This window comes from Coprococcus sp. RTP21204st1_G4_RTP21204_210225, assembly GCF_040915385.1.
Lineage (GTDB): Bacteria > Bacillota > Clostridia > Lachnospirales > Lachnospiraceae > Allocoprococcus > Allocoprococcus comes.
Genome location: NZ_JBCPDP010000012.1, coordinates 24289 through 49856, shown reverse-complemented (window position 1 = coordinate 49856; position 25568 = coordinate 24289). Strand labels below are relative to the sequence as shown.

Sequence of the window (25568 nt, the reverse complement as noted above, 5' to 3'; positions counted from 1 at the left end):
GGTTAAAATTTTCTTGACAATCGGGCTATTCGTGGTATATAGTTACGTTAATAAAGGGGAGTAACCTACGCAAGGGAATCCGCGTTTGTGGTGTCGTCAGTACGGTGGAAGCATCCGGTACCACAAGAAAATGGTGAGACTTTTATTGCATTATTTGTTGTGCAATAAGGGTTTCTTTTTTTGTACATTTTTATCGAAAGAGAGCTTCGTTGCATAAGAAATTCAGGAATGTGAATACTCAGAAACAGGAGGCGGAAAGGATGAAAGAAATTTATCAGTCATCGGTAAAAGAAGTGCTTGGACAGATGGGAAGCAGAGAAGAGGGACTTACGATAAAAGAAGTGGAAAAGTCCCGTGAAAAATGTGGATGGAATGAGCTCGCGGAGGGAAAGAAAAAAAGTGTGCTGCAGATTTTTATGGAGCAGTACAAGGATTTCCTGGTGATTATCCTGATTGCATCGGCGATTATTTCAGGAATTTTAGGAGACGCAGAAAGTGCGGCAGTTATTGTGATCGTCATTACAATGAATGCGATTTTGGGAACCGTGCAGACGGTAAAAGCAGAGCAGTCGCTTCAGAGCCTGAAAAAGCTTTCAGGACCGGAGGCGAAGGTTCTCAGGAATGGTACGGTGACACCGATTCCGGCAAGAGAACTGGTAGTTGGAGATGTGATCCTTCTGGAAGCCGGGGATTATGTTCCGGCAGACGGACGACTGATCGAGAACGCAAGTCTGAAGATCGATGAAAGTGCACTGACCGGGGAGAGTCTTGCAGTTGAGAAGAGCCTGGATGAAATCGAAGAGGAAGTGCCGCTTGGTGACCGGAACAATATGTTATTTTCGGGAAGCTTTGTTACTTACGGACGTGGAAGAGCCGTTGTGACAAGTGTAGGTATGCAGACAGAAGTCGGAAAGATTGCCGGACTTTTGAAATCAACATCTGAAAAGCAGACTCCGCTTCAGGTGAATCTGGAAGAGTTCGGAAAGAAGCTTTCGGTTCTGATCCTGGTATTTTGCGGAATCTTATTTGGAATCAGTGTATTTCGTGGAGAAAATATCGGAAGCGCGTTTATGTTTGCAGTAGCACTTGCGGTTGCAGCAATCCCGGAGGCATTAAGTTCAATTGTAACAATCGTCCTTTCTTTCGGAACGCAGAAGATGGCCAAGGAGCATGCAATCATTCGAAAACTGCAGGCGGTAGAAGGTCTTGGAAGTGTCTCCGTGATCTGTTCGGATAAAACCGGAACTCTCACGCAGAATAAGATGACTGTTGAAGATTATTATATAGAAGGCAGAAGAATCCGGGCAGATGAGATCGATATGGCAGATCCGGCACAGAGATTTCTGCTTGATTGCAGCATTTTATGTAACGATTCTACCAATGAAAATGGAGTGGAAATCGGAGATCCGACAGAGACAGCGCTGATCAATCTGGGAAGCCGCTATGGAGTGGAAGCTGCAGAAGTAAGAGAAAGTTATCCAAGAGAAGATGAGATTCCATTTGACAGTGACCGGAAAATGATGTCGACGCTTCACCGGATAGACGGCGAAAACCGGATGATCGTCAAAGGTGCGGTTGACCGTCTCCTGGATCTGACAGACCAGATCTGGACAGAAAATGGAATAAGGGAGATTACAAAAGAAGATAAAGAAAAGATTCAGAGTCAGAATCAGGAATTTTCAATGGAAGGTCTTCGAGTGCTGGCATTTACTTTCCGGGAGATTCCGGAAGAACATCTGCTGACCGCAGAGGATGAGGACCATCTGGTATTTCTCGGAATGATCGCGATGATGGATCCGCCGAGGGAAGAGTCAAAAGCGGCAGTAGAAGAATGTATCAAAGCAGGCATCCGTCCGGTGATGATCACGGGAGACCATAAGATCACGGCAGCAGCGATCGCAAAACGGATCGGCATTTTAAAGGATTTATCCGAAGCCTGTGAGGGCGTGGAGATTGAAAATATGAGTGACGAGGAGTTGCGGGGATTTGTCCCGAAGATTTCTGTCTATGCAAGGGTTTCGCCGGAACATAAGATCCGGATCGTCCGTGCATGGCAAGAGCGCGGAAATATTGTATCGATGACCGGTGACGGTGTCAACGATGCACCGGCTCTTAAGCAGGCAGATATAGGTGTTGCAATGGGAGTAACCGGAACAGAAGTTGCCAAAGATGCAGCGGCGATGGTACTTACAGACGATAATTTTGCCACAATTGTAAAAGCAGTGGAAAACGGACGAAACTTATACCGTAATATCAAGTATGCGATCCAGTTTCTGTTATCGGGAAACTTCGGTGCAATTCTCGCTGTTTTATATGCATCGATCGCAGGACTTCCGGTTCCGTTTGCACCGGTTCATCTGCTTTTTATCAACCTGCTGACTGATAGTCTCCCGGCAATTGCACTGGGAGTAGAACCGCATACCAGTGATGTGATGAATGAGAAGCCAAGACCGGCAGACGAGTCGATCCTGACAAAAGATTTCCTGTCAAAGATTGGTCTGGAAGGACTGGTGATCGGTGTAATGACGATGATCAGTTTTCTGACAGGATATCATCAGGACGGTGCACTTCTTGGAAGTACTTATGCATTTGGAACGCTCTGTCTTGCACGGCTGTTTCACGGATATAACTGTAAATCAGATCATCCGGTGATTTTTACCAAACGGTTTTTCAATAATAAATGGATGCAGGGCGCATTTGCACTGGGCGCAATTCTGATCACGGCTGTACTTACAATTCCGGGGCTGCATCAGGTGTTCAAAGTAGAAACATTGAACTTTGAACAGCTTGGGACTGTCTACCTGTATGCATTTGCCTGTTTTCCAATCATACAGCTTCTGAAGTGGGTACGTGGAAAATTATCTGAGTAACAATATGGGAAAATGCTTACTGGTTGTAAGGGGATTAACCATAAATATGTTGTAGTAGAATGGAGAAAATAGTGGATTTTAGTAAATTATCTATAAAAAAAATCCGGGAATTGATCGTATTTACAGCGCTGATCGTAGTTGCATTGTGGAAATTTGATGTGGTTCTTGGTGTGATTAAGGCGGTATGGGGGATTATTTTTCCCTTCGCTCTTGGTGGTGCGATCGCGTTTGTGATCAATGTTCCGATGAGCTTTCTGGAGAAAAAATTATTTGGAAAGGCAAAAGAGAAAGGAAGTAAGGCGGCAGGAAAGCTTGCAAGACCGATCAGTCTTCTTCTTACGATCGTAATGGTAGTGGGGGTGATTGTGCTTGTTATGTTCGGTCTGATTCCGCAGCTTACGGCAACAATTGGAAGTCTGATGAACAGTATTGCAGAATTTATTCCGCAGATGCAGAGTTGGGTACGGGAATTTACGCACAATAACCGGGAAATCATGGATCTTGTGAACCAGGTGGAGTTCAATCCGAATAAGGCAATCCAGTGGGGGATGAGTATTCTCGGAAATGGTGCGGGAAATTTTATGAATACAACGATGACAGCGGTTGGCTCCATCGTCAGTGGAGTTACTACATTTTTTATTGCCTTTTCCTTTGCCTGCTATATTCTTTTCCAGAAAGAAAAACTGCATGTGCAGGTGAGAAAAGTGTTTTTCGCGTTTATTCCAAAACGAAAAGCAGAAGTGATTCTTGAAGTCTGTTCCCTGACCTACCGTACCTTCGCAAACTTCCTTACCGGACAGTGCCTGGAAGCAGTCATCCTCGGAAGTATGTTTGTAATTACATTAAGTATACTGAAAATGCCGTATGCACTGCTGATTGGAATCATCATATCCTTCACAGCCCTGATCCCAATCTTTGGAGCCTTCATCGGCTGCGTACTTGGCTGCCTCCTGATCTTCATGGTGAGCCCGAAACAGGCAATCCTTTTCATCCTTGTATTTCTGATCCTCCAGCAGATCGAAGGTAACCTGATCTACCCACACGTAGTCGGCAGCTCCGTAGGTCTCCCCTCCATCTGGGTCCTCGCCGCAGTCACCATTGGCGGTAACCTTCTGGGAATCGTAGGAATGCTCATCTTCATCCCACTGGTGTCTGTACTCTATACCCTCTTCCGGGAATATGTGTATTTGCGTTTGAAAAAACAACACATTAAGAAAGTGACGAAAACTGAAGTGGAAGAGTATACTCAAGAAGAAATTGACAAAATGAAAGAACTATACGAAAAAGAGCACCCTGAAAAATGTCTTGAATAAGGAAGCAATTTCATACATATAAATGTATTGAAATCGCAGCAAAAGCCTGCAACTTTGAGATGCAATCTCAAAGAGCAGGCTTTTCTGCTCCCCATTTATAGTTTGGCGGAAAAGTATGACTTGTAGAATGTCAGCCGGGCGGAAAATAAATTGTGTTCAAATTCAATTTTTTGTGCAATGGAGACGAAACTCAGGAATCGTGGAAGCCATTGCTGAACACGATTCCCGCCCTAAGAGGTTCGTCGGAATGGTTTGCACAACTTGAATTTGAACACAATTTATTTTCCACTCGGCGTCCCCTCTCCAACACTCTTCCCCATCCAAGAAAGGAGAAAAAATGCTCAACTACCTGTGGTCGGGAATGATTCTTATTGGCATCCTTTTTGCCGCTTTCTCCGGCAAAATGCCGGACATCACCACCGCCGCCTTAGATTCCTCCAAAGAAGCCGTCACCCTTTGCATCACGATGATGGGCGTCATGTCCTTCTGGACCGGACTCATGGGAATCGCAGAAAAATCCGGCATCCTGAAAACGGCAACCGTCCGCCTTTCCCCTCTGATCCATTTCCTCTTTCCAGAACTGCCAAAAGATCATCCGGCAGAAAAACCAATTGCAGCAAACATCATTGCAAATGTACTCGGACTTGGCTGGGCGGCAACTCCGGCAGGTCTTGAAGCAATGGAAGAGCTTCAGAAGCTGGAAGAAGACCGCCGCCTTGGAAAAGCAGCAGGACCGGTAAGAAAAAGAGGCGTTGCAAGCAATGAGATGTGTACCTTCCTGATCGTAAATATTTCTTCACTGCAGCTGATCCCGGTGTCGGTGATCGCCTACCGGAGCCAGTACGGAAGCGTGAATCCGACAGCCGTTGTTGGACCTGGGATTGTGGCAACGGCGGTCAGTACCGGGGCGGCGATTTTGTTTTGTAGGATAATGGACCGGAAAAGCTAGAATTTTTGTAGCTTTTTGTAACATACCTTGACTAAAGTACAAAAAAACGCTATAATCAATATCACGGCAAAGCTTTAAACCATTGAAGTTTAAACCGCTAAAGTTTAAAGCTGTAAAGCCAAAACGGAAAAAGTTTGTTCGAAAAGAACATAGATGGAGGTATGTTATTATGAAAGCAAGAAAAATTTTAGCAGTATCACTTACTGCAGCAATGACACTGGCACTTGCTGCCTGTGGCGGAAGTTCATCAGACAAAGAATCTTCTTCAAAGGATTCATCAGACAAGGTATATAAGATCGGTATCTGCCAGCAGCTTGAGCATGCAGCTCTTGACGAGGCAACCAAAGGATTTGAAGAAGCCTGTGAAGAAAAATTCGGAAAAGACAAAGTGAAGTTCGATCTTCAGAACGGACAGGGCGAACAGGCAAACTGCGCAACCATCGTAAACAATTTTGTGGCAGACAATGATGACTTGATCCTTGCAAATGCAACAACTGCTCTTCAGTGTGCAGCAGCTGCAACAAGCACGATCCCGATTCTTGGAACATCTGTTACAGATTATGCAACTGCTCTTGATATTTCTGATTGGACAGGATCAACAGGTATGAACATTTCAGGAACCTGTGACCTTGCACCGATCGATGAACAGGAAGCAATGCTTAAAGAGCTCCTTCCGGATGCAAAAACAGTAGGTATCCTTTACTGTTCAGCAGAACCGAACTCAGCATACCAGGCGAAGAAGTTTGAGGAAGCACTTGAAAAAGATGGAATTAAGTATAAAGAATACACAGCAGCAGATTCTAATGAAATCCAGTCTGTAGTGACAAGTGCAGTAGATGAGTGCGACGCACTTTACATCCCAACTGATAATACAATGGCATCTAACACAGAGATTATCAACAATATCTGTCTTCCGGCAAAAGTACCGGTAATCGCAGGTGAACAGGGAATCTGTGAAGGCTGTGGTATTGCAACTCTTTCTATCAGCTACTATGACATCGGATACAGAGCAGGTGAAATGGCTTACGATATCCTTGTAAATGGAAAAGATATCTCAACCATGGATATTGAAAGTGCACCGAATGTTACAAAGATGTATAACAAAACAATTTGTGACGAACTCGGAATCACTGTTCCGGACGATTACGAAGCAATTGAGGAATAATAAGTATAGAAAGAGGCAAGAACAATGTATTTAGCAGCTTTAGATCCGATGTCTCTTGTGCGTGCACTTCCGGGAAATGTAGCGCAGGGGATCATCTGGGGAATTATGGCGCTTGGCGTTTATATCACCTTCCGCATTCTGGATTTTGCGGATCTGACGGTTGACGGATCGCTGGCTACAGGCGGAGCAGTTGCAGTTATGCTGATCCGCGGCGGTATGAATCCGGCACTGGCACTTCTTTTCGCATTTCTGGCAGGTATGGCAGCCGGATTTGTGACAGGTATTTTACATACGTTTTTTGGAATTCCGGGCATTCTGGCCAGTATTCTGACGCAGATCGGACTTTACTCGGTGAATCTCGGAATCATGGGAAAATCCAATCAGGCAGTCAATGTTATGCAGTATAAATTGGTTGCATCGCTTCGTTATGTGACCGGCGAAGGAAGTGAACTGTTTTTTGTAAAGCTGATCGTGGCAGCACTTATCCTGATCGCAATTATTTACTGGTTCTTTGGAACTGAGCTTGGCGCATCGATCCGTGCAACCGGATGTAACCCGCAGATGGCAAGTGCACAGGGAATTAATACAGGCTTTACAAAGGTTCTGGCGCTTATGATCTCCAACGGACTTGTGGGACTTTCCGGCGGAATTTACGCACAGTACCAGGGAGCAGCCGATGTTAATATGGGACGAGGTGCCATTGTAATCGGACTTGCAGCCGTTATCATCAGCGAAGTTATTTTTGCAAAATTCTGTGCAGGCAGAAAAGCAGCCTTTGCATTTACACTGGGAGCAATCTTTATCGGAGCGATTATTTACTATATTGTAATCGCACTGGTATTGTGGCTGAAGATGCCTTCTGATTATATGAAACTGTTCTCGGCGGTAGTGGTTGCATGCTTCCTTGCAGTTCCGTACATGAAGGGTAAATATTTTACAAAGAAACGGAGGACTGCATAATGGGATATATGTTGGAAATCCAGAATATTCATAAAACCTTTAATCCGGGAACGATCAACGAAAAGGTCGCACTTAACGGAGTGAATCTGAACCTCAATCCGGGTGATTTCGTGACTATCATCGGTGGAAATGGTGCAGGAAAATCCACCACACTGAATGCGATCGCAGGAGTGTGGCCTGTAGACGAAGGAAAGATCATCATTGACGGAGTGGATATTACAAAGCTTTCAGAGCATAAAAGAGCACTTTATCTGGGAAGAGTTTTCCAGGATCCGATGACTGGAACTGCGGCAACCATGTCGATTGAAGAAAATATGGCGATCGCAGCCAGACGTGGCGAGCGCAGAGGTCTGGGATGGGGCATTACGAAAAAAGAGCGGGAGCGCTATAAAGAAGCCCTGAAAGAACTTGATCTTGGACTGGAAGACCGTCTGAGCAGTAAAGTCGGACTTCTTTCTGGTGGACAGCGACAGGCGATCACTCTTTTGATGGCGTCTCTTAAAAAGCCAAAGCTTTTACTTCTGGACGAGCATACTGCAGCACTTGACCCGAAAACTGCAGCGAAGGTGCTTGCCATCTCCGATAAGATCATTCAGGAGCATCAGCTGACTGCAATGATGGTAACACATAATATGAAAGATGCCATCGCGCACGGCAACCGCCTGATCATGATGCATGAAGGAAAAATTATCTACGATGTAGCAGGAGAAGAGAAAAAGAATCTGAAGGTTGCAGATCTGCTGGCGAAGTTTGAAGAAGTCAGCGGCGGCGAGTTTGCGAATGACCGGATGATGTTGTCGTAAAGAATATTTTGAAAATAAAATAATAGTAGAAAACAGGAACGAGGTTTTACGATTGATGTAGAGCCTCGTTTTTTTGCACGTCTTGTTTAAATGTACTATTAAAAACAGAGCAGATTCTGAAATGATATAAAATTATAGAGAATACCTATTAGTAATACAGGATAGAAATTATCAATTGGACTTATAAATAGAGTAGTAGTACAATAGAAAACGCAGCAAAATGTCGAATGTAGAATGTCGACAATGTTATGTTATTAGGAGGTTTACAATGAAGAAGAAAGTACTCAGCGCTTTACTTTGCGCAGCTATGGCAGTTTCTATGCTTGCCGGATGCGGCGGATCAAAGTCAGACAGCAAAGAAGCTGACAAGAGCGCAACAGAATCAACAAAAGCAGCAAGTGATACATTTACATTTGCAATCGGTGGGGACACAGGTAATACACTGAATCCGATTACTGCAGATGACCGATGGGGACTTATGACATGTCATATGGTTTATTCACCTGCGTACTATATTTACCAGGATGGAACAACCGACTGGATTCTTGCAGAAAGCATGGATGCGTCAGAAGATGGTAAAGTTTATACGATGAAGTTAAAAGAAGGATTAAAGTGGAGCGATGGAGAACCGTTAACAGCAGATGATATTGTATTTACTTTTAATTCTATTAACGATATGAAGCAAAATCTTTATGTGGGTGGGGAACCGATCAAAGTTGAGAAAGTAGATGATACTACAGTAACATTTACACTTGCAGAACCAAGTGCTTCTGTAGTAGAACTTCTGTCGGCAGAGACATTTATTCTTCCAAAGCATATCTTTGAAGGAAAAGGAAGCTTTGACGTGAATATGCTTGAAGATAAAGTTGTTGGATCTGGTCCATATATGCTTGAAGAATATAAGACAGGTGAACATCTTAAATTTGTGAAGAATCCGAACTACGCAAATGGAGAAGCAAATATTGATACAGTTGTATATAGAATTATTGAAAATTCTGATACAGCGAGTCTTGCACTTCAGAAACAGGAAGTAGATGCACTGAGCGTAACTGTTGATCAGGTAGACACATTTGAAGGTGATGACAACTTTACCGTTTCAAAATACAGCGAAGGTCGTGTTTCTTATCTGAGACTGAACTCTGTTGCACCGAGTATGAAAGACAAAGATTATCGTGAAGGAATCTTCAGAGCTCTTAATCGTGATGAAATCATGACTGCAGCATTTACAAGTGAAGATTATTACAAATTAGGATATACATTTCTTCCGTACTCAAGCAGCTATTACACAGAAGATGGAGTTGAAAAATGGGATCAGGATGTAGATAAAGCTGAGAAGCTTACTGCAAATGGTGCAAAATCCTTAAAACTCTGCTATGTTGAAGAAAGTACAGAACAGAAAAATGAAGCACTTACAATCCAGGCTGAATTAAAAGCAATCGGTATTGATGTTGAGTTATGTGGTGTGAACCAGGCAGCATACATGAGTGCAGCTTATGATCCGGAATGTACAGATTATGATATGTTCCTTGGAGCATACGTAATGGGTATCGATCCGGATACATTTGCACCGCTGTTTGATTCAACAAAAGATGATATGATGAACTTCCACAATGCAGACATTGATGCGAAATTCAGTGAAGCAGCTACAACTCTTGATGATTCTAAGAGAAAAGAGCTGTATAGCGAACTTCAGGTTCTGGTAGCGGAAGAAGCACTTCAGTATCCAATGGGTACAAGCATGAAGACAGTTGTTACAACTGCCCGTGTTGGAGGACTTGATGATGCACAGTTCGTACCGATTTATACATTCGGAGATGTATCAAAATTAACTTTAAAATAATGGATGACGGGGAGGAGGGTTAATAAGCCTCCTCCCTTTTTTAGCAGAAACTATATTTGGAGGAAGAGGAATGAAATATATTGTAAAACGTATTTTACAGGCAATTCCATTACTGCTTATCATTACATTTATCTGCTTTATGCTGATCAATCTTGCGCCGTATGATGCAATTGATTCAATTACGACACCGGATATGACAAAACAGGAGATAGAGGCAAAGCGAGAAGCGTATGGACTAAATGATCCTGTAATTGTTCAGTATGGAAGATGGCTTGGGAATATCTGCAGGGGTGAATTTGGTTATTCACTGAGATCCAGAACAAGCATTTCTTATGATCTTAAGAGCAGAATCCCGTCTACAATCAAACTGGTGTTGCCGTCATATCTGACAGCTTTTTTACTGGCAATCGTATTAGGATTGGTTGCCGGAAGTCATAAGAATCAGTGGCAGGATAAGCTGATCGATGGAATCTGTTCCATCGGAATTGCGACACCAACTTTCTGGTTTGCGATGATCATCATGTTTTTCTTTGGTTATAAGTTAGAGCTGTTCCCTCTGATGGGAATGCATACGATTGGAAAAGAAGATTCTATTCTGGATTTTCTGCAGCATTTTATTATGCCGTATGTAGTTCTTACTGTTGGATTTATCCCGGATCTGACCAGATATGTGCGTGGCTCTACAATTGGGCAGCTGAAAGAAGATTATGTAATTGTGCAGAAGTCATTTGGCGCAAGCAAAGCAGAGATTTTGTTCAAGCATGTCAGCAAGAATGTCCTTCTTCCGCTGATTACCAAACTTGGTATGGCGCTTCCGATGCTTGTAACCGGAGCGGTTATTACAGAGACGATCTTCTCATGGCCGGGTATCGGACCTTATTTTGTAAGTGCAGTACAGGCAATGGATTATCCGATCGTTATGAGTATTCTTGTGCTTTCAGGAACCCTTGTTATTCTCGGAAATCTGTTATCGGATATTTTATATTGTGTGACAGATCCTCGAATTAAGTCAATGAAATAGAGGGGTGTAAAGATGAAAAAGAAGAACAGAAGACTTGAGAATGTAAAATATGAGTTTAAACATAATAAGTTGGCTATTTTTGCGGCGATATATTTGATTGCAATTATTTTAGTCAGTGTTTTTGTTGTATTCAGCAGTGTAGATCCGGATGCTCTTGATGTAGCGCATAAACTGCAGCCACCGTCATCTGCACACTGGTTTGGAACAGATGAGCTGGGACGGGATTATTTTATCCGTGTATTATACGGTGGACGTGTATCACTGGTTGTTGGGGTACTGGCGATGCTGACTTCGATTGTAATTGGTGTAACCGTTGGTATGGTAGCGGGCTATTTTGGCGGAATTGTGGATAATATTCTGATGCGTATTGTTGATGTGTTCAGTTCTATTCCATGGATCATTATGGTAACCGTTGTCGGACTGTTATTTAAGAAAGGTCTTGCATCTATTATTATTGTAATTGGTCTGTTCAGCTGGATGGAAATTGCCAGACTGGTGCGTTCGGAAGTGCTTTCTGCAAAAGAGAGGGAGTATGTGCAGTACGCAGATTTTATCGGAATTCCTTCTGGAAAGGTTATCATGTTACACGTATTTCCGACCGTATTTCCAACGATCATCACAGCAGCAACAGCACAGATAGCAAGTGCGATCATGGTAGAAAGTTCACTTAGCTTCCTGGGACTTGGTGTTGCGGCACCGATGTCCAGCTGGGGAAGTCTGCTCCAGAGCTCACAGCAGTATCTTCAGAAGGCACCTTATATGGCAGTTCTGCCGGGCATTCTGATCATTCTGACCGTGTATTCTTTCAATAAATTAGGGGATGTACTTCGTGTGTTTGTAGAACCGAGAATTACAGCAGGTGATAAAGATGAGTAAGAAGAATGTATTAAATGTAAAAAATATGAATGTTTCTTTTAAAAGTCATGGACAGGAAGTAAAGGCTGTAAGAGGAGTCAGCTTCAGCGTAGATCAGGGTGAAATCGTAGGTCTGGTTGGAGAATCCGGAAGTGGAAAATCTGTAACCATGAAAGCAGTTATGGGGATTCTGCCAGACAACGCAGAAAGAACTGCTGAGTCTATCTTTTTAAATGAAAGAGAATTAAAAGATCTGTCGGATGAAGAATGCAGAAAGGTCCGTGGAAAAGAGATGACCATGATTTTCCAGGATCCGATGACCGCACTGAATCCACTGAAGAAAATCGGAAGCCAGATCGAGGAAGTTATTATCCGGCAGAGAAAATGTTCTAAGAATGAAGCGAAAGAAAAAGCATTAGAAATGCTGAAGAAAGTAGGTATCCCGAATCCGGAAGTCAGACTTGGACAGTATCCACATGAATTTTCAGGCGGTATGCGCCAGAGAGTTCTGATCGCGATGGCACTTGCCTGTGAACCGAAGCTGCTGATCGCAGACGAACCGACGACAGCACTTGATGTTACGATTCAGGCGCAGATCCTGGATCTTTTACATGAACTGAAGGATGAATTCCATACTTCGATCATGCTGATCACACATGATATGGGTGTAGTAGCAACTGTCTGTAGTAAGGTTATCATTATGTATGGTGGTCTGGTGATGGAGAGCGGTACGGTTGAAGAAGTATTTTATGAACCAAAGCATCCATATACAAAGGCACTTCTGAAAGCAATTCCTTCACTGGATCTGAAAGAAGGCGAGCGCTTACAGTCTATTCCGGGACTTCCGCCGTCATTGATCGATCCTCCGAAAGGATGTCCGTTCGCGGAACGCTGTGAGTATGCAACTGAGAGATGTAAAAATGAGAAACCAGAGTATACCGAATTTACAGAAACACACAGAGCAATGTGCTTTTTAAATGAGTAAGGTGGGGAGATAGATGAATAAAGAAATATTAATATCTGCAACGGATTTGAAGAAGTATTTCCCGGTTCATAAATTTATGGGCGGTAAGCAGTATGTAAAAGCGGTAGACGGTGTAAGCCTTGAAATCAATAAAGGTGAAACTTTTGGTCTGGTTGGAGAATCAGGCTGTGGAAAATCAACACTGGAACGTACCCTGATCCGTATGTATGATATCACAGATGGAAAAGTAACCTATAAAGGAAAAGATATTACAAATGAAAAAGCGAAGAATCTGCAGTGGATGAAGGATGAAGTGCAGATCATTTTCCAGGATCCGTATTCTGCTTTAAATCCATTCTGGAATGTTCGCGAAATTATCAATGAACCTCTTAAAAAAGCCGGAATGGAAGAGAAAGAGGCAGAAGAAAGAATTGAATATTTATTAAATAAAGTTGGAATGTCAAAAGCAGATATGGATAAATTCCCGTATGAATTTTCCGGTGGACAAAGACAGAGAATCGGAATCGCAAGAGCACTTTCAGTTAATCCGGAATTCATCGTATGTGATGAGCCGATCGCAGCACTTGATGTATCGATCCAGGCACAGGTTGTCAATATGCTGGAAGATCTGCAGAACGAATTCGGTCTGACGTATCTTTTTGCAGCACATGACCTTTCAATGGTACGTTACATCGGTACCCGAATCGGAGTTATGTATCTTGGAACATTGGTTGAGGTGGCAGAGAGCAATGAACTTTATACCAATCCGATGCATCCGTACACAAAGGCACTGCTTTCCGCAATTCCGATCGTGGATCCGTTAAAAGCAAGAGAACATAAAAGAATCCAGCTCAAAGGCGAGCTGCCAAGTCCGATGAATATCCCGGAGGGCTGCCGTTTTGTGACTCGTTGTCCATATGCGACAGAAGCCTGTAAAAACGGTGTCCCGAAACTCCAGGAGATTTCCAAAGGACATTCCGTTGCATGCCATAGGGCGAAAGAAATCTTGTAAAGAAAATTGACATAAAAGTGTAAAGATGCTAGTATAATAAATAGAAAAGGTGCTACCGATGACGGTTCACCTGATATTATTTGGTTATTAAAAATAACCGCTCATGTTTTCTCAGGACGATGGGCGGTTATTTTTGCGTCTTGGAATCATGCTTTCCACGCACATACCCAAGACTGTAAAAAGTCGCACACAGTGAAATCACCATTCACATCAGTGTGAAATAAAATGACAGAATTGTCTAATCCATCAACTGCAATTCATACAATTTCTTATACAACCCATCCTTCGCCAGCAGCTCCTGATGGGTTCCGGATTCTTTTATTTCCCCGTGATGCATCACGATAATTTTATCTGCATGCTGGATCGTAGAAAGCCGGTGTGCGACCATGATCGTAGTTCTTCCATCCATCAGCCGTGCAAGTGCCTGTGTGATCAGTGTTTCGGTTTCTGTATCGATGTTGGCAGTTGCTTCATCGAGAACAAGGATCTTCGGATCATAAGCAAGTGTCCGTGCGAAGGACAAAAGCTGGCGCTGCCCGGCAGATAGAGTACTTCCGCGTTCTGTAACCGGTTCATCATATCCGTGCGGCAGTTTCTGAATAAATGGATCTGCATTTACAATTTCGGCAGCCCGTCTGACATCGTCCGGTGAGATTGCTTCATTATTCAGCGAGATATTACTTTTGATGTCTCCGGTGAAGATGAAGACATCCTGCTGAACCTGACCAATCGCACCGCGGAGTACATCCAGATCAATTTTATGAATATCAATCCCATCAATCAGGATCTGTCCCTTCTGAATATCAAAATATCTTCCGATCAGATTTAAAATTGTAGATTTTCCTGCTCCGGTAGCGCCGACAAAAGCAGCTTTTTCACCCGGATGGATTACAAAACTTACATCTTTTAAAATATAATTTTCCTCTTCGTAGGCAAACCAGACATGGCGGAATTCAATTTCACCAAGAATATTGACCGGAGCCGGATCGGCCGGAGATACGATCTCTGGTTTTACATCAAGAACACTGAAAATTTTTTCTGCGGAAGCAATGGAAGACTGCAGGGTTCCAAGTTGTTCGGAAAGCTCTTGGATTGGCTCAAAAAAGGAGCTGATGTAGGTGATAAACACGAACAGGGTTCCGAGAGAAAGACTTCCATTTAACACAGAAAGGCTTCCGGTACGGATAACAAGGATCATGGCAATGACCGAAACCAGATAGATTGAAGGCCGGAAGATCGCAAAAGTCATGATCTCGCGGAAATTGGCACGGTACAGTTCCATAGATTTGCCTTCAAATTCACTGTATTTCTCTTTTTCGCGTGCAAAGATCTGGATCAGCTTCATACCGGAAATATGTTCGGACAGGAAGGTGTTTAGCTCTGTGATTTTATTTCTTGTGATCTGGTAAGCTTTTCTGGAGAGATGCCGGAAAACAAAAGTCAGAATTGCAACCAGAGGTAAAAGCAGGAAGGATATACCTGCCATTTTCACATTAATTGAGAGCATGACAACAGCGTAACCAATAATCTTAACAACGTTTTTAAAAAGTTTCACAAGAATGGTGGAAAACAGTTCATTGACTGCTTCAGTATCGTTAGATACACGTGTTACGAGTTTGCCAACCGGTGTTGTATTGAAAAAAGAAAGTGACAGGCTGTGTATATGTGTAAATGTTTCTTCACGCAGTTTGTACACGATCTGCTGCCCCATCTTCTGTAAAAGCCAGGTGTCGGCAAGGTTCAGGAAAAATCCGCTAAAAAGCAGCAGAAGAAACAGGATTCCGGCTTTTAAGATCCCCTTAAAATCATTTTGTCTTAAAACCTTCAGATCATTGGAAGTAAGCTTCTGTGCACCTTCTCTGACATAATTTTTTAAAACAGATGTATCGGCATTTTGCAGTGCAGTACATTCAGCGCGGGTGAGATTTTCTGCCATGTAATAGTGATCCTTCCAGAGAAAAATCTGATAAAAGGAAGCAGAATCCGCCTTAGATACTGCCTGGTCGCGCGACAGTACAAGACCGTTCCAGTTTACAGTGTCCGAAGCAGAAACGTCGGCTTCTACATATGGATGATAATAACCGTTGATATACTGGTCGATTGCATTTCCGACGATAATCGGGCGGTAAAGTTCCACAGCAATGATAAAGAGAACCAGGACAGTTGCCAGGGTCATTACCCATTTATGCGGTTTTAGATAACTTAAAAGTCGTTTCATCTTATGGCAACCTCCTGTTCTCCAATGGAAGCTTCCAACTGTTGCTTTTCAAACATATCTTTATAAATACCATTTTTCTGAATCAGTTCGGTGTGTGTTCCAAGCTCTTTCATTTCCCCGTTTTCAAGTACCATGATCAGATCGGCATGCTGTACCGTGGAAATTCGGTGTGCGATCAGGATTGTTGTTTTTCCTTTACGATCGTCCCTGAGATTATGTAGGATATGTTCTTCTGTATCGGTGTCGACAGCGGAAAGGGAGTCATCAAGGATCAGGATCGGTGCATTTTTTATCAGTGCGCGGGCGATGGAGCTGCGCTGTTTCTGACCGCCGGAAAGCGTAACGCCACGTTCGCCGACGATCGTATCATAGTTGTCCGGAAAATTTGCAATATTATCGTGAATGCAGGCTGATTTTGCTGCGGCGATAATACGGCTCATATCCTGTGATTTTGTACCGAATGCAATATTTGCTTTCAGAGTATCGGAAAAAAGAAAATTATCCTGTGGTACATAAGCAATATTTTCACGCAGAGTTTTCAGCGGAATTGTGTTGATATCATGGTCATCCAGATAAATCATGCCTGGCTCGGTGTTGTAAAGCCGGAGCAGGAGATTGACCAGAGTGGACTTTCCGTTGCCGGTGCGCCCGATGATGGCAAGGGTTGTCCCGGATGGGATGTCCAGATTGATATCATGCAGTACCGGAGAAGTATTTCCAAGGTGCGTAAAGGTCAGGTGATCAAAACGGATATCCCCGTGCAGGGTATCTAAAGTTGTGACAGAAGCAGTATCTTTTACATTTGTCTGTGCTTCCAGGATTTCCTGTACACGGCGGATGGATGCAGTTCCCTGGGAAAACATGACGGCAGCTTCCGAACAGGCGAGCATCGGCCATACCAGCATATTGACATACTGATTGAAAGCTACGAAGCGTCCGAGTGTAATCTGTCCGATCAGGGCGAGGTATCCCCCATAAAGGAGTGAGGCAAGACTGGAAAATCCGATGATCACATCCAGAAGCGGGATCAGGATGGCTTCCAGCTTTGCGATGCGCATGCTTTTATCCATGGTATCCTGGTTCTTTTTGGAAAAAGAAAGGATTTCTGCCTGCTTGCGAACAAAGGCCTTGATCACACGGATCCCGGAGAAGCTTTCCTGTACAAAGTCGGCAAGATTGGAAACACTGTCCTGACGTTCGGTGTAGAGGTCATCCAGTACCTTTCCATAATGCATATAGCCGAGGCAGATGATGACCATCGGGATCAGTGCCAGAAGGGTCAGTTTTATATTGACATAATACATCATCTGGCAGACGACCAGGAGCGTCATGACTACGGAATCAAAGATGCAGATGACAGCAGGGCCAAGTGCCATGCGGACCGCATTTAAGTCACTGGTAAACCGGGTCATCAGATCACCTGTTTTGTGGCTGTTGTAGTATTCCACATCCATAGTTTCCAGATGGGAAAACATTTCATTACGTAGTTCGCGCTCGATAATACGTGCGGTTCCAAAAAGAAAATAACGCCACAAAAAACGGCCGACTGCGAGCAGAAGACCAATCAGAAAGATTCCAAGAAGACAGGTACGAATGGAACTCCAGGTGATGCTGCGCGCGGTAAGACCATCGGTAATGATACCGGTAAGTTTTGGAATAAATACACTTGCCGCATCTACAGCAAAAAGAGTAAGGATTCCGGCAATATAGCGATATTTGTATCGCCTGACATATTGCATGATAAAGGGCAGTGGTTTCATATCAATGCCTCCTGAAAATGATAATTTTTTTCTATATAAACTATTATAGAGGATAGAATCTGGGGTGTCAAAGATTCCGTCAAATAAACGGGAAATACTTTGTGAAACAGGGGGAATTTCGTGAAAACGACAATTGCAATTTAAGATACATTTTTCTATAATGACGAGAGGTAAAATGTTAATAAGATAAACAGAGGGAATATATGAAAACATTACAGAAAGATTTGACGACCGGGAATCCGGGAAAAATTATTTTTAATTTCACACTGCCGATCTTCATTGGAAATGTATTTCAGCAGTTCTACAGTATGGCAGATACGATTATCGTAGGAAAGTTCGTGGGAACCAAAGCACTTGCGGCTGTTGGAAGTACGGGAACGATCATGTTTCTGATCAATGGATTTATTCTGGGAATGACGGCAGGATTTACCGTACTTACGGCACAGAAATTTGGCGCGGGTGATATGAAAGCAATGCGCAAGACTGTAGGAAATGCCGCGATTCTGGCGATTATTATGTCTCTTATTATGACTGTGCTCGGAATGATGGCAATGAAACCGCTTCTTGGGATTATGAAGACACCGGATGATATTTTCAAGGATGCCTATGCGTATATTATGGTAATCTGTGGTGGAATTGCGGCGCAGATGCTATATAACTTTTTATCCAGTGTCTTGCGGGCACTTGGTAACAGCAAGGTTCCGCTATATTTCCTGATTCTTGCGGCGTTGCTCAACATTGTGCTGGATATGGTATTTATCATTGCGTTTCACATGGGCGCAGCCGGTGCGGCATGGGCGACCGTGATTTCACAGGGGATTTCGGGAATCCTGTGTCTGGTATATATTGTGAAGGCGGTTCCGATCCTGCATTTACATAAGGAGGACTGGCGTCCGAGCGGACATCTGCTGAAGATCCAGCTTGCAGTCGGAATCCCGATGGCTCTTCAATATTCGATCACAGCAATCGGAACCATGATGGTACAGACTGCCCTGAATCTGCTTGGCTCCACACAGGTAGCAGCATTTACCGCAGCGAATAAGATCGAGCAGATCGTGACGCAGGCATATGTTGCGATGGGAACCACGATGGCAACCTATTGCGCACAGAATATTGGAGCTGGTAAGATCAAAAGGATCCGTCAGGGATTTAAGTCAATTACGATCATGGGAAGTATCTATTCAGTCGTAGTTGCGGCGATCATTATGACAGTTGGAAAATATATGACGTATCTGTTCCTGTCTGGGGATCTGACAGAAATTATGCATTCCGTGGATATTTACCTGAAATGCGTCGGTACTTTCTTTATTCCGCTTACCGTTGTAAATGTTTACCGGAATGGAATCCAGGGAATGGGATATGGACTGCTCCCGATGATGGCTGGTGTGGCTGAGTTGGTTGGCAGGGGCGTTGTTGCCATGATCGCGGCAGGGCAGAAGAGTTACTTTGGAGTATGCATGGCAAGTCCGGCGGCATGGATCCTGGCAAGTGCGTTGCTGATCGTGATGTATTATTATGTGATCCATCAGAATGAGAAGCGGTTTGCGAAGTATGCGGATGAGGAATAGAAAAGTTTTCTTTATAAAGCAAACGGAATGAATAACAGCTCCGGCGAATATACTTTTTAGTAAAGTGGTTCGCCAGGAGCTGTTTTTATGCGCCTTTTTTTATACATATCTGACTTTATAGTCCCTTTTATGATTTTGTCCATTCTTATATATGGAATTTTTGCAGGAGTGAATGTATATGATACTTTTATTCAGGGAGCAAAGCGTGGATTTTGGACGGTCGTGCGGCTGATGCCGACGTTGATCGGATTGATGGCGGCAGTGGGGATTTTGCGTGCATCGGGTTTTCTGGAATTTATATCAGAAATAATTGGAAATGTGACGGAGCAGATCGGATTTCCAGGGGCATTGGTTCCGCTTACGATTGTGAAAATGTTTTCGTCCTCTGCCGCAACGGGATTATTGCTTGATATCTATAAGGAATTTGGAACGGATTCGAGAAACGGAATGATCGCTTCAATTTCGATGGCGTGTACGGAAACGATTTTCTATACGATGTCTGTGTATTTTATGTCAGCAAAGGTGAAAAAAACCAGGTATACTCTTGCCGGAGCACTTATTGCAACATTTGCAGGGCTTGCAGCGAGTGTGTGGCTGGCAGCACTTGTATAAATAAAAGTTGTATATAAAAATTATCGAATGTTGTATTCAGATTTTTTTGAAAAATGTATATATCGCACAATAAAAATGACTACAATTAACAAAAAATGTGCAAAATCTTGACAAAGAATGGAGAGAAACATAGAATATAGTCTATAGATGGTTCGAATCTAATTTTTATACGAAAAGGAGCAAAACATGAACGCAGCAGAAATTATTAAAAAAGATTTGGATGCAATTTATATTGGGAATCTGAGCACGGTAGATGACAATCTTACACTCCCGGAGAATGGAAAATACGGTGCTCAATTTACCTGGGAGACAGGGGAAGAAAGATTTATTGACAATACAGGAAAGGTACATCGTCCGCTGCATGGCATGGGAAACCGTAAAGTTACACTGACGGTTACCGCAACATATGAAGGATGTAGTGAGTCAAGAGAATATGTGGCGACCGTATTGCAGGAAGCAAAAGAAAATATCGTAAAAGAAGTACGTAAAGTAGTCCTTAATGCATTGGTCGGTGAAGAAGCACATCTTCCGTCTGTTGTGATCGTATATACAGAAGATGGACGCCGCATGACAATGCCGGTGAAATGGAATACATATGAGCCGGCAAAAGAAGAGACAGTGGTTACAGTTACAGGTGTGATCGATGGAACAGAAAAGGAAGCATCTGCAGAGATCCATTATAAAAAGGAAATAGTACCAGTAAAGGGACCGGAGAAAAAAGTGGGTTATTTTCCACTTGGACAGGTTCGGTTGAAAGAAGGAACTCTTTATTATAAATACCAGAAGCTGATGGAAGAATATCTTCTTGGAATTGACGATGACCAGATGCTTTATAATTTCCGCAAAGCGACCGGACTGGATACAAAAGGGGCACCTCCGATGACCGGTTGGGATGAGGAAAGCTGTAAACTGAAAGGGCACACGACAGGACATTATCTGTCAGGTATTGCACTTGCATTTGCAGCAACCGGTAATCCAAAATTTTTAGATAAAGTCAATTACATGGTAGCAGAGCTGAAAAAGTGCCAGGATGCATTTGCGGCAACCGGCAAATATCACAGAGGATTTTTAAGTGCATACTCAGAGGAACAGTTCGATCTTCTGGAAGTATATACCAAGTATCCGGAAATCTGGGCTCCGTATTATACTTTGGATAAGATTATGTCTGGATTATATGATTGTCATGTACTTGCCGGAAATGAGACGGCAAAAGAGATCTTGGACTTGATGGGAGACTGGGTATATGACAGACTTTCTCGTCTGCCAAAAGAAACACTGGATAAAATGTGGGCAATGTATATTGCAGGTGAGTTTGGTGGTATGCTTGGAACAATGGTAAAAGTCTATGAACTGACCGGAAAAGAAAATCATCTGAAGGCTGCAAAACTTTTTGAAAATGAAAAGTTATTCTATCCGATGGAAGAAGAATGCGATACATTGGAGGATATGCATGCAAACCAGCATATTCCGCAGATTATCGGTGCAATGGATCTGTATCGGGCAACTGGTGATGAGATTTATTGGGAAATCGGAAAGAATTTCTGGAATATCGTGACTGGCGGACATACATATTGTATCGGTGGGGTTGGTGAGACTGAGATGTTCCATCGTGCAAATACAACGTGTTCTTATCTTACGGATAAGGCTGCTGAAAGCTGTGCAAGTTATAATATGCTGCGCCTGACCAGTCAGTTATTTGAATATACGCGAAGCGGCAATCTGATGGATTATTATGATAATACGCTGAGAAATCATATCCTGACATCAAGTAGTCATAAATGTGATGGTGGAACGACTTATTTTCTTCCACTTGGTCCGGGTGGCAGAAAAGAATTCTTCCTTTCAGAGAATTCCTGCTGTCATGGAACCGGTATGGAGAGCAGATTCCGCTATATGGAAAATATTTATGCGCAGGATGCAGATGCGCTTTACATTAACCTTCTTGTAGATTCCGTGCTGACGGACGAAAATGGAAAAACGATGATCGAACTTCAGAGTGTGGATGAAGAAGGTGTAATGGAAATACGTTGCCAAAAGGATCAGAAAAAAGTTCTTAAAATCCATATTCCGGCATGGGGACAGAAGGATTTTAACGTGTCTGTAAATGGAAAAGTTCTTGCAGATACAGCACTTCATGATGGTTATATGGTAATTGATGCAGATCCGAAAGCCGGAGATGTGATCCGACTGGAACTTCCGATGGAATTCCGTGTGTTGGATAACAAGTCTGATGCGGCATTTGTCAATCTTGCATATGGGCCATATATTCTTGCGGCACTTTCAGAGGAAAAAGAATTCCTTACAGCACCGGCAGTAGAAGAAATTCATATGGTTGATGGAAAATTACAGTTTGAAGCGAATGGAATGAAGATGATCCCTCTTCCAAAAGTAGATATGGAAGCTTATCATGTATATTTTCATAAAGAATAAAAATAAGAAATAAAAAGCAGGAGTGTGCAGTTAAAAAATGTACACTCCTACTTTTTAGTCATATCAGTTATATCATACTTTTGCGAAGATAAGAGATTTAAATAAAATCTTCTTGACGGATCTGACAAAACAGTGGATAATATTGCACAGTAATCACATGTGACAAGACAGTAGATTATACACTAAAAGAATGACAGGAGCAGGAGAAAGTTATGAAAGAGTTTCTAAGAAAGAAAAATATTATCTTTTCAGCGAAGCGATACGGAATCGATGCGCTTGGTGCAATGGCGCAGGGACTGTTTGCATCGCTTCTGATCGGTACGATCATCAGCACACTCGGAGAACAGCTTGGTATAGGAATCCTTGTAACAGTAGGCGGTTATGCGAAAGGAGCAACCGGAGCTGCGATGGCAATCTCGATCGGAGTAGCACTTCAATGTCCGCCACTTGTATTGTTTTCACTGGCGGCAGTCGGAATGGCAGCAAATGAACTTGGGGGTGCCGGAGGACCTCTTGCGGTTTTGGTCGTTACGATTTTTGCAGCAGAATTTGGAAAACTGGTTTCAAAAGAAACAAAAATAGATATTATTGTGACACCATTTGTGACGATCTGTGTGGGGGTTCTGCTTTCACTGGGATGTGCACCGGCGATCGGAGCAGCGGCAAGTACCGTAGGAACTGCGATCATGTGGGCGACTGAATTACAGCCATTTTTTATGGGAATTATCGTATCTGTAATTGTTGGTATTGCGCTGACACTTCCAATCAGCAGTGCAGCGATCTGTGCGGCACTTTCACTTACCGGGCTTGCAGGAGGTGCTGCTGTAGCCGGCTGCTGTGCACAGATGGTTGGTTTTGCGGTTATGAGTTTTAAGGAAAATAAATGGGGTGGTCTTTTTGCACAGGGAATAGGAACCTCGATGCTCCAGATGGGAAACATTGTGAGAAACCCGAGAATCTGGCTTCCGCCGACACTGGCATCCGCAATTACCGGTCCGGTCGCAACCTGTATCTTCCATTTGAAGATGAACGGTGCGGCAGTGGCATCCGGAATGGGAACCTGCGGACTGGTCGGACAGATTGGTGTGTACACTGGCTGGGTAAATGATATTGCAGAAGGAACCAAAGCTGCGATCACCGGAATGGACTGGGCAGGTCTGGTGCTGATCTGTTTTATTCTTCCGGCAGTGCTTTCCTGGGCGATTGCGATTCCGATGAGAAAATGTGGCTGGATCAAGGAAAATGATCTGAAACTGGATCTGTAGATTCAAGTGTAAATTATATAAAATGTGTTTGATGGGCTATCCTGTGGGAATGTTTCGGATTCTCACAGGATAGTTTTATTTTGTGTGAAATAGGATCAATCTAATAAATTTTTTTCCACCTCATCATATACGATCTCAAATGGTGCCGGCCCCACATCCAGTACCGCCCTGTGAAATTCTTTCTGGGAGAATTGATTTCCCAGGGCATCTGCCATCTCCTTTTTCAATTCATAAAATTTCAGGTATCCAATATAGTATTTCAGATAATTGGCAGGACTTCCAATGATCAGTTTGTAGACACTCTGTACTGCATTTGGATCATTGATCCCGTAATCGCTGAAAAAGCGGACTGTATCAGTTACAGACCAGCCGTCATAATGAATTCCCATGTCTGCAAGCGCATAAAGTCCAAGAATGACAGAACTGTTTTTCTGGAGAAGGGATGCTTCAGTCTTAGGGAGAGGTGCAAGGTAGTAGGACATCATTTCCGCATAGGTGGCCCAGCCCTCAACGTATCCGCCAAAATCAAGAATGCTCCGAATAGGATCCGGCTCAGAAGCAGAAAAATAGACGGTCTGGTACAGATGTCCGGGATAGCCTTCGTGAGCAAGGGTTGTGTAGAGATTCAGCCCTGAGGCGGTCTGCCCGTTGTTAATGTAGATGACATTTTCCGTTAGATTGTCAATGGCAGGGATCATATAAAAAGCGGGACTTAGATAATCCTGCATGGATTCCGGAACATATTTGACCTGGAAATCAACATCAGGAATTTTCGGGAATGTATCTGTGATTTTGGACCTGAGATCGTCCAGCATGGAATCAGGAGATGTCTGCTCCAAAACAGATGCCTGGGTAAGTGCTGCGTCAGCAGGGAAGAGAATCTTCTGCATGGCACTTAGATCTTCCAGTATCTGTGCCCTGGTCATCAGTCGCAGACGGGAAATGGACTCATTGCAGCCGGTAGTCTGACGCACCAGATATTCATAGTATTTTTTTCCATAAGGGAAATAGCTAAGTCCCTGTTCATTCATTCCTTTTCCTTTCAGCGATTTGATAGCGGTGATCAGATTTTGATAAGCTGGATAAATCTCTTCTGTTACAAGTTTCATATTTTCTTTCTGAAAAGAATCTTTTTTGTTTTCAGGTAAAAGATCCAGTGACGCGATCCGCTCGTTAAATGTACTGACCAGATAATTCTCTTTACCCATATCGATAAAAGACTGGCAGGTGTCCAGAACAGAATCAGCCTGGTAATCCGGCATAAAAAGACCGGAAGCAGCTTTTTTCTGCTCAAACCGGATGACAGAATCAAAATAGGAAGGCGTTTCTTTTAAGAGAGCCAGATAGGTTTCTACATCCTGTGTGTCGTAAAAGCTGTATTCCGAGAGCAGAACAGGCAGCTGCGTATGGATACCGGATACGGGGCCCAGAGGCTCCTGATAAAGCAGATAATCTGTCCCTGTGGATGCATTTTTAAGATAGGTATCCAGGATTTTAAAGGTTAGTGCATTTTCCGAAGAAAGAGTGTCGGGATCAAATTCCTGCAGAGAAGAGAGAACATTTCTGACAGAAGCCTTTGCAGCAACGGGATCAGAAGAAAGACTGCCGTATGTAGCCGGGATGTCCGCGATGCCATAGTCAGAAGGAGAACGCAAGGTATAGTGAAGGCTGATGGTATTTGCGGATACTTCTGTCTGGAAGAGACTACGTGTGAAAGTACGGAATTGCCGGTCGGAGGATTCTGCATGCAGGGAGCTCCAAAATGCATTGCCAGACAGAAAAGAAATCAGAATGACCAGCAGACAACAGGGAAGGATCAGAAAAATTTTTTTCCGGTGTTTAAGAATTAAATGAAACATAAAACTCCAGAAGAAATGATGTTGTTTCTATGTATATGATTTTGATTCTGGAAATATGTATCTCAAACGAAACTTTACAGAAATAAAACAAGTGTCTTGTCAGA

At 43.2% G+C, this 25568-nt stretch carries 18 protein-coding genes; 15 read left to right on the top strand and 3 right to left on the bottom strand.

Going from position 1 to position 25568, the window contains the following annotated elements:
* Window positions 1–260 precede the first annotated feature (260 nt).
* The 11 genes from AB5213_RS11505 (at window position 261) to AB5213_RS11455 (ending at window position 13752) form a co-directional block, all read left to right on the top strand.
* Window positions 261–2870 (top strand): cation-translocating P-type ATPase, encoded by a 2610-nt coding sequence (locus AB5213_RS11505; RefSeq protein ID WP_044999181.1) that lies wholly within the window; start codon window positions 261–263, stop codon window positions 2868–2870.
* Between the two features lie 71 nt (window positions 2871–2941).
* Window positions 2942–4183: an AI-2E family transporter gene (locus AB5213_RS11500; protein ID WP_330614402.1), complete on the top strand. Its 1242-nt coding sequence runs from the start codon at window positions 2942–2944 to the stop codon at window positions 4181–4183.
* 337 nt (window positions 4184–4520) lie between these two features.
* On the top strand, window positions 4521–5132 hold the full coding sequence (locus AB5213_RS11495) for a hypothetical protein (protein WP_055155724.1): 612 nt from the start codon (window positions 4521–4523) through the stop codon (window positions 5130–5132).
* Window positions 5133–5301: 169 nt separating this feature from the next.
* Window positions 5302–6297: an ABC transporter substrate-binding protein gene (locus AB5213_RS11490; RefSeq protein WP_055155725.1), complete on the top strand. Its 996-nt coding sequence runs from the start codon at window positions 5302–5304 to the stop codon at window positions 6295–6297.
* 24 nt (window positions 6298–6321) lie between these two features.
* Entirely contained in the window at window positions 6322–7257 is a 936-nt protein-coding gene (locus tag AB5213_RS11485; RefSeq protein ID WP_008374138.1) for an ABC transporter permease, read from the top strand.
* 8 nt (window positions 7258–7265) lie between these two features.
* A complete protein-coding gene (locus AB5213_RS11480) occupies window positions 7266–8060 on the top strand; it encodes an ABC transporter ATP-binding protein (protein ID WP_368276735.1) in 795 nt (264 codons plus the stop codon).
* A 268-nt stretch (window positions 8061–8328) separates the two neighbouring features.
* Window positions 8329–9900: an ABC transporter substrate-binding protein gene (locus AB5213_RS11475; RefSeq protein WP_368276713.1), complete on the top strand. Its 1572-nt coding sequence runs from the start codon at window positions 8329–8331 to the stop codon at window positions 9898–9900.
* A gap of 70 nt (window positions 9901–9970) precedes the next feature.
* Window positions 9971–10921, top strand: a complete 951-nt coding sequence (locus tag AB5213_RS11470) for an ABC transporter permease (RefSeq protein WP_055297364.1) — start codon at window positions 9971–9973, stop codon at window positions 10919–10921.
* A 12-nt stretch (window positions 10922–10933) separates the two neighbouring features.
* Window positions 10934–11797, top strand: coding sequence for an ABC transporter permease (locus AB5213_RS11465; RefSeq protein WP_368276712.1), 864 nt, complete (start codon window positions 10934–10936; stop codon window positions 11795–11797).
* A complete protein-coding gene (locus AB5213_RS11460; protein WP_055297360.1) occupies window positions 11790–12761 on the top strand; it encodes an ABC transporter ATP-binding protein in 972 nt (323 codons plus the stop codon). Before AB5213_RS11465 ends, AB5213_RS11460 begins: the two co-directional genes overlap by 8 nt.
* Window positions 12762–12774: 13 nt before the next feature.
* Window positions 12775–13752, top strand: a complete 978-nt coding sequence (locus tag AB5213_RS11455) for an ABC transporter ATP-binding protein (protein ID WP_368276711.1) — start codon at window positions 12775–12777, stop codon at window positions 13750–13752.
* Window positions 13753–13990: 238 nt separating this feature from the next.
* On the opposite strand, the gene AB5213_RS11450 is transcribed toward AB5213_RS11455, so the two are convergent.
* Window positions 13991–15970: an ABC transporter ATP-binding protein gene (locus AB5213_RS11450; RefSeq protein WP_368276710.1), complete on the bottom strand. Its 1980-nt coding sequence runs from the start codon at window positions 15968–15970 to the stop codon at window positions 13991–13993.
* Complete coding sequence (locus AB5213_RS11445) at window positions 15967–17730, bottom strand: ABC transporter ATP-binding protein (protein ID WP_173686119.1); 1764 nt, start codon at window positions 17728–17730, stop codon at window positions 15967–15969. The genes AB5213_RS11450 and AB5213_RS11445 overlap by 4 nt, the downstream gene beginning before the upstream one ends.
* Before the next feature lie 203 nt (window positions 17731–17933).
* On the opposite strand from AB5213_RS11445, the gene AB5213_RS11440 reads away from it, so the two are divergent.
* From AB5213_RS11440 to AB5213_RS11425, 4 genes are all read left to right on the top strand, one after another.
* Window positions 17934–19298, top strand: a complete 1365-nt coding sequence (locus AB5213_RS11440) for an MATE family efflux transporter (protein WP_055248143.1) — start codon at window positions 17934–17936, stop codon at window positions 19296–19298.
* An 87-nt stretch (window positions 19299–19385) separates the two neighbouring features.
* Window positions 19386–19910: a spore maturation protein gene (locus tag AB5213_RS11435; protein ID WP_008374123.1), complete on the top strand. Its 525-nt coding sequence runs from the start codon at window positions 19386–19388 to the stop codon at window positions 19908–19910.
* A gap of 186 nt (window positions 19911–20096) precedes the next feature.
* Window positions 20097–22340: a beta-L-arabinofuranosidase domain-containing protein gene (locus AB5213_RS11430; RefSeq protein WP_368276709.1), complete on the top strand. Its 2244-nt coding sequence runs from the start codon at window positions 20097–20099 to the stop codon at window positions 22338–22340.
* Window positions 22341–22552: 212 nt separating this feature from the next.
* The gene (locus AB5213_RS11425) at window positions 22553–23605 is read left to right on the top strand and encodes a PTS transporter subunit IIC (RefSeq protein WP_008374119.1); all 1053 of its coding nucleotides are present in this window, start codon (window positions 22553–22555) and stop codon (window positions 23603–23605) included.
* A 95-nt stretch (window positions 23606–23700) separates the two neighbouring features.
* Here AB5213_RS11425 and AB5213_RS11420 read toward each other — a convergent pair whose 3' ends face one another.
* Window positions 23701–25464 carry a DUF885 domain-containing protein gene (locus AB5213_RS11420; RefSeq protein ID WP_368276708.1) on the bottom strand — a complete coding sequence of 588 codons (1764 nt, stop codon included), beginning with the start codon at window positions 25462–25464 and terminating at the stop codon, window positions 23701–23703.
* Window positions 25465–25568 lie beyond the last annotated feature (104 nt).